Raw genomic sequence first — 6,000 nt, 5'->3', positions numbered from 1 at the left:
CACGCCGCGAACACCTCCTCGGGCGTGGCGGGCGGCCTATCCGCCGGGCCACCCCGACCACCGCGGCGCGGACGACACCGCCGCGCTGCGCGACATCCTCACCCCGCTGCTGGGCGGGAAGATCACCGGCGAGATCCTGCCCTGGAGCCTGCTCGCCGTGGACGGGGACGACGTGGTGGCAGGCGGCGTCGTGGTCAGTCTCTTCCACGGCCGGCCCTGGGTGGTCGAGGTCTTCCGCCACCCCGCGCGCACGCCCCCGGGCCTCGGCGCCCGCATGCTCGCCGCCGTACGGATGAGGGCGGCGGCCGGCGGATGCGAGCGGCTGGGCCTTGTCGTGACCGAGGGCAACCCGGCCAGACGTGTGTACGAACGGCTCGGCTTCACCCTGGTCGCGAGCTCGATGACCGTGGTCATCCCGAGTTGACCGTCACGAACTCCTTCAGCTCCCGCTCGTAGCGCGCGGGGTCGGCGTTCCAGGAGCCGGTGTGCCCGCCGCCGCTCGTCCGTACGAGCCTGACGATGTCGGGACGGGCCTCGGCGAACCGGAGCGCCGGGGCGACCGGCACGGTCGCGTCGCCGTCGTCCACGAAGACCAGCGTGGGAATCTTGAACTCCCGCGCGTGCCGCAGGTGGTCGACGTCGTCGAACGACATGCCGGTACGCCGCTCGACGACCCATTCGCCCACCGTCACGAGGAAGCCGGGCACGCCCATCTGCTCGGCCCCGAGGGCGATCGGCGCCCGCCAGTCGATGACCGGGCTGTCGAGGATCATGGCCTTGATCGGTTCGCCGGGCAGGTTGCGCACGGCCATCGGCACGATGCCCCCGCCCATCGACCAGCCGTACAGGACGATGCCGGTCGCGCCCTGCTTCCTGGCGTACGTGATGGCCGCGGCCACGTCCTGCCACTCGGTGGCGCCGAGGTGGAACTTGCCGTCGGGGCTCGCCGGGGCGTCCTCGTCGTTGCGGTAGGTGATGCCCAGCACCGGCATCCCCAGGCTGTGGAAGACCGGCAGCACGCGCAGCGCCTCGGCCGGGCCGCCGTTGCGGCCGTGCACGGCGATCACCCAGGTCGCCGAGGTGCCCTCGGTCCGCCAGCCGGGGAAGTCGCCGAGCGGCGAGGGGATCTTCACGTCCCGGTACGGCACGCCGGCGGCGGCCGGGGTCGCGTGACCCCACATCCAGCGGTCGAAGTAGGCGCGCACCCCGGGACGCAGCTCACCGCGGACGACCTCGGTGACCTTCCTGGTCACCGTGCCCGGCCCGGCCACGATCGCCGGTCCCAGCACGGCGTTGCCGTCGGCCCAGGTCAGGCCGTACGTGCCGGGGGCGTCCGTGTCGGTGCCGCCCTTGATCGTGACCTGGTCGCCGCTGACGGCCGTCACCTCCAGGGGATAGCCGGAGGTGTGGTCGGGGTCGATCACGAGCCCGGAGTAGTACCACCCCGCGCCGCCGACGGCGGCCACCGCGAGCACCACGACGACGGCGAGCGTCCACAGCAGGCGGCGCCGCCATCGTGTCGTCCTGCGCATGCCCAGAATCTACTGGGCGTTTTGCTCTTCTTTAAGTGCGGGCGGTGGTTCACGTGCGGATGACGCCTTTCGTGCGCATGAGGAACTCGCCCAGGTAGGCGTCGTGCGGCACCCACGGCGGCATCCGGTAGGTGGGGGTGTCGCCCAGGTAGACGTTCCTGATCGACGGGTCCTCCACGAGGCGGTCGATCAGTTCGTCGTCCTCCGTGATCGCGGTCAGCACGAGCGTGTTCCGCAGCGGCTCGATGCCGTCCGCCCGGCTCCAGGGCGCGAACCACACACAGGGGAAGGACAACTCGATGCCCGCCTGCGGCGCGTCCGGCCGGTCCACCCGGAAGACGGCCGGGCGCAGCACCCCGCTGCCGTCGCCGAGCTCGTCCACCACGCCGTCGCCGCCGAGCACCGGCGTCGCGCCGTCCACGTGGTCGAGCAGGTACTTCTCGATCGCGCGCGCGTCCGCGACCGGCTGGACGGGCAGCACCGCGCCCTCGTCCTCCGGCGGCAGGCTCGGGATCGCGGCGAGCCGTTCCGCCACGGCCTCGGCCACCGGCGCGGGATCGCCCTCCACGAAGACGGCGGTCGTGTTCACGCAGGCCGTCCCCCCGAATGCGCTGACCGAGTCCACGATCGTGCCGAGGTGGGACTCCCAGTCGTCCTCGGTGAGCAGGATCTTGGATCGTCCCGGGCCCTGCGGCAGCACCCTGACGTCGTTGCCGTATTTGTTCACGACCTCCTCGCCGCCGTACACCATGGCGAGGTCCGCGTCGCGGATGATGTCGTCGGCCACCGCGTAGTCGGTCGGCAGGAGCACCACCTGGTCCTCGCCGAACCCCGACTCCCGCAGCGCCGTGATCAGACGGTGCGGGGTGAACGGCTCGCGCCGCGAGGGCCGCACCGCGACCCGGTAGCCGAGCGCCAGGGCCTCCAGCCACAGCGTGTGCACCCCCGGGTGGTTGCCCGCGGCGTGCACGGCGAAGACGTCGCCGCGCCGGGTCCAGACCGCGTGGCCGTCGCAGGTGAGCGGGTCACGCCAGTCGTCCACCGCGCCCTGCGGCCGGGCGTGCCGGGTGGTGCGGTACGCCTCGCCGGCGCGCCGCCCGATGCCCGCGGTCGCCGAACGGACCACGGCGATCGGCATGCCCGAGACGCGGCTGACGATGTGCTGGTACTCCTCCGCCGGAATGCCGCTCACCGTTCCGGTCGCGAACAGCCGTCCCGCGCGGGCGAGGGCCGCCGCGCGATCGTGGGGCGGCGCGGTCCGCGCCTCGCGCAGGGCCGCCATCGTCCGCTGGACGAACAGGCGCGGCACCAGGCTCAGCTCGGCGACCGGCGCCCCGGTCAGCTCCGTGATCGTCTGCCGGCTGCGGCTGTGGTACGGCCCGCCCGCGCCCAGGGCGTCGAGCAGGATCAGCTGCTCCATCTAGTACACCCCCTCGATGACCGGTTCGTTGTCGAAGGTGGGGAGCGGGCCGACGTCGGCGACGGAGTCGCCCATCTGTCCCGGCGGCGGCGCCACGCGGGTGGCCAGGTCGCGTTCGAGGTTGTTGGGCAGCAGGAAGCTCTTGCTGACGTGGTGCATCACCACCTGACCGCGGTCGCCGTACCGGGCGACCTCGCCGGTCTCCTGGTCCACCACGGAGAACGTGATGTAGGGCGAGAACGTGTCGAAGACGACGATGTCCTCCTCCGGCGAAGTGACGCGCTCGGCCAGGCCGCCGAGGATCATCGTGCTGCCGTACGTGCCGTACAGCTTGACGCCGGGGAACACCTCGGTGCGGAGCAGATAGCGCGTGTCGGGGTCCATGTGGGCCCCGCCCCAGCTGATCGCGGCGATCTTCGCGTTGATCAGGTCGACGAGCGCGTTCCTGCGGGCCAGCCGGGTCAGCAGCGGCGGCGTGGTCACCAGCACCCGCACGTCCTGCGTCTCCAGGATGTAGGCGCTCTGGTCGATCAGGTGCTCGGCGTAGCGCTCGGCCTCGTCGGCGCGGCCCTCGGCGATGCATCTCTTGACCCACCGGGGGTCCATGTCGACGGTGAACCGGATGCCGCCCCGTCGCGCGGCCTGCCAGCGGACCAGTTCGCCGAAGACGTGCGGCCCGGTCGGTCCGAGCGCCAGCCAGTGGCCGCTCTCGGGGTAACCCCTGGCCCGCAGGTCCTGCTCGGTCCGGTGCATCAGCCGTTCCAGCCAGTCCCGCAGCACCACGACGCGTTTGGGCGGTCCGGTCGTCCCGCCGCTCTCGAACACGCCGACGACGTCGGCGTCCGGGCCGTAGCCCCGGGGAATGAGGTCCTCCACCCGGACGTCGCGCAGCTCGTTGGCCACATTGGGAAAGCGGCGCAGGTCGTCGAAGGTGCGCACGTCCTCGCGCGGGTCGAAGCCGAGGGTCTTCGCCCGCTCCAGCCAGTACGGCGAGCCGGTCTCGGGGCTGAAATGCCACCGCATGGCGGCCTCGATGAACTCCGGGCCCTCCGGGACCTGGTCGAGCGGGCAATCGAGAATCTGTTCCGGTGCCATATCCCGCCCCTTTGGCTTGGAAATGCCCTGAAAAGCCAGGCTATTTCCGTGTGATTCGCCACCAGGTCAAGAGAATCCGGGACTGGGCAAAAGACTGCGCGAGACCGGCCTCCGCCGCCGCGGGGTGTCAGGGCCGCGGGGAGGTCCGCTGCCAGGGCCTGCCCTGGCCTCTGCCGGTCCCCGCCCGGCACTTCGGGCACACCCGTCGCACCTCGTCGGCCGCCCCGCCCGACTCGGGGAAGGAGTCCGGCCAGGGGATGTGGTGGAACCGGTACAGCCGCGACCGGCTGAGCGCGAGCCCGCACACGGTCTGGTTGGTCCCGGGCCACCACGCGTGCGCCTCACCGGCCGGTTTGCGTACGCCGTCCTCGTCCCGCCACTCGCCGGAGGCCGCCACGGAAGGCTCCCCACGCGGCATCGCGCGCCTCCTCCCGCCTCGCCTCCGCCCCATCGTGCCCACGCCCGGGACGACCAATCACGGCGTCACGTTCCACCCCGGCTACCCTCCGCCACCCCCGGTGAGGACACGCAGGGCGACGCGGGGACGCAGCAGGGCCGGGGTCGGGTCGAGGTAGCCCGCCACGCGCCAGAAGGCGTCGGCCACGGCCACGTCGGTCGCGCCCACGCGGTGCAGCCGCGACACGTAGCGGTTGATCAGACGGGTGAGGAGCGGGCGGGGCCCGGTGATCTCGGGCAGGGCCAGGTCGCCCGCGGCGGACAACTGCCAGGCCGGATCGATGACCTTCGCGGCCGCGCGGTAGAAACGGTGGGCCAGGTCGCCGCGCCCGGTGGCGAGACAGGCCCGCAGGGCTTCGGCCTGGAGAGACGCCACGGTCATGCCCTGACCGTAGATGGGGTTGAAGCTGCACAGGCCGTCCCCGAAGACGAGCAGACCCTCCGGGTACGCGGACAGCTTCTCGTACCGCCGCCGGACGCTGGAGGGGAAGGCGTGGGTGACCGGATCGGAGAGGCGCTCCGACCTCACGATGACGTCGTGGACGTCGCGTGGGGCGATGGTCCCGGCGAAGCCGACCAGCGCGCCGGGGTCGGTGGGCGGATGGTCGCCCGCCATACCGGCGACGGTGAGCAGCCAGCGGTCTCCCTCGCACGCCATGAAGGCCATCCCGCGCGTACGGCCGGGGACCGGGCCCACGAGGATGCCCTGCTCGGGCGCGAGGGCGCCGGGGGGCGTACGGAAGAAACAGCTCACGTACTTGATGCCCACCTTGATGCGTTCCTCCGCCGGGGCGGGGTAGCCCAGCCGGGAGACCCATTCGACGGACCGGCCCGACCGGCCGAGGGCGTCGACCACCAGGTCGGCCTCGACGGTCTCCTCCCGGCCGCCGGCGCCGGAGCGGCGGACGAAGCGGGCGCCGGTGACCCGGCCCGCCGAGGCGACCAGGCCGGAGACGTCGCAGCCCTGGACGAACTCCACACCGGGCAGGGCGGCGACCCGGCGGCGTACGGCGTGTTCCAGGGTGGCGCGGGTGGGCTGGAGCATGGTCGGCCCGGGACGGCCGCGGGTCAGCCGGTGGCCGGAGACGACGAACCTGATCTGCCGGGCCAGCTGGGTGTGCGGCACCCCGGCCAGGCCGAGCTCGCCGGCGAGACCCGGGAAGAACGAGCCGAGGACCTGGGAACCGCGCGGGAGCAGGACGTGGACGTGCCGCCCCTGTGGCACGCCGCGCCGGTTCAGCGGCTCGGCGGGGAGCTCGTCCCGCTCCAGCAGCGTCACCCGGGCGTACGTCTCGGTGAGCGCCCGTGCGGCGAGCAGGCCGCCCATGCTCGCCCCGAGCACCACAGCGTGACCGGCCCTACGTTCCATCGCGCACCCCTGCCGCCGGAGAACATGCCAGCGTCATTGTCCGGGCGGCCACCCGAGGCGTGAATCCGCGAAAGTGCGGTCTTGTCCGTCCTCCGCGTTACGGCGATCCGGTGACGGCGCGCCGCGAA

At 72.7% G+C, this 6,000-nt stretch carries 6 protein-coding genes; 1 reads left to right on the top strand and 5 read right to left on the bottom strand.

From position 1 onward, the window contains the following. On the top strand, positions 1 to 424 hold a 424-nt coding region (locus AB0J39_RS24030; protein WP_363468380.1), incomplete at its 5' end, for a GNAT family N-acetyltransferase. On the opposite strand, the gene AB0J39_RS24025 is transcribed toward AB0J39_RS24030, so the two are convergent. From AB0J39_RS24025 to AB0J39_RS24005, 5 genes are all read right to left on the bottom strand, one after another. Next, on the bottom strand, positions 411 to 1,532 hold the full coding sequence (locus AB0J39_RS24025) for a prolyl oligopeptidase family serine peptidase (protein WP_363468378.1): 1,122 nt from the start codon (positions 1,530 to 1,532) through the stop codon (positions 411 to 413). The genes AB0J39_RS24030 and AB0J39_RS24025 overlap by 14 nt on opposite strands. Positions 1,533 to 1,581: 49 nt before the next feature. Continuing rightward, on the bottom strand, positions 1,582 to 2,952 hold the full coding sequence (locus tag AB0J39_RS24020; protein WP_363468376.1) for an aldehyde dehydrogenase family protein: 1,371 nt from the start codon (positions 2,950 to 2,952) through the stop codon (positions 1,582 to 1,584). Then, positions 2,953 to 4,047, bottom strand: a complete 1,095-nt coding sequence (locus AB0J39_RS24015; protein ID WP_363468374.1) for a phenazine antibiotic biosynthesis protein — start codon at positions 4,045 to 4,047, stop codon at positions 2,953 to 2,955. Between the two features lie 127 nt (positions 4,048 to 4,174). Beyond that, positions 4,175 to 4,465, bottom strand: coding sequence for a hypothetical protein (locus AB0J39_RS24010; protein ID WP_363468372.1), 291 nt, complete (start codon positions 4,463 to 4,465; stop codon positions 4,175 to 4,177). Between the two features lie 81 nt (positions 4,466 to 4,546). Further along, on the bottom strand, positions 4,547 to 5,872 hold the full coding sequence (locus tag AB0J39_RS24005) for an FAD-binding monooxygenase (RefSeq protein WP_363468370.1): 1,326 nt from the start codon (positions 5,870 to 5,872) through the stop codon (positions 4,547 to 4,549). Positions 5,873 to 6,000 lie beyond the last annotated feature (128 nt).

Source organism: Microbispora sp. NPDC049633 (genome assembly GCF_040675265.1).
Classification (GTDB): domain Bacteria; phylum Actinomycetota; class Actinomycetes; order Streptosporangiales; family Streptosporangiaceae; genus Microbispora; species Microbispora maris.
Note: the sequence above shows the minus strand (reverse complement) of the source record. Positions and strands in the feature narration are given on the sequence as shown.

Excerpts from the sequence above, each read along its gene's own strand:
- AB0J39_RS24025 (WP_363468378.1), bottom strand. The coding sequence starts at position 1,532 with ATGCGCAGGACGACACGATGGCGGCGCCGCCTGCTGTGGACGCTCGCC.
- AB0J39_RS24010 (WP_363468372.1), bottom strand. The coding sequence starts at position 4,465 with ATGCCGCGTGGGGAGCCTTCCGTGGCGGCCTCCGGCGAGTGGCGGGAC.
- AB0J39_RS24015 (WP_363468374.1), bottom strand. The coding sequence starts at position 4,047 with ATGGCACCGGAACAGATTCTCGATTGCCCGCTCGACCAGGTCCCGGAG.
- AB0J39_RS24020 (WP_363468376.1), bottom strand. The coding sequence starts at position 2,952 with ATGGAGCAGCTGATCCTGCTCGACGCCCTGGGCGCGGGCGGGCCGTAC.
- AB0J39_RS24005 (WP_363468370.1), bottom strand. The coding sequence starts at position 5,872 with ATGGAACGTAGGGCCGGTCACGCTGTGGTGCTCGGGGCGAGCATGGGC.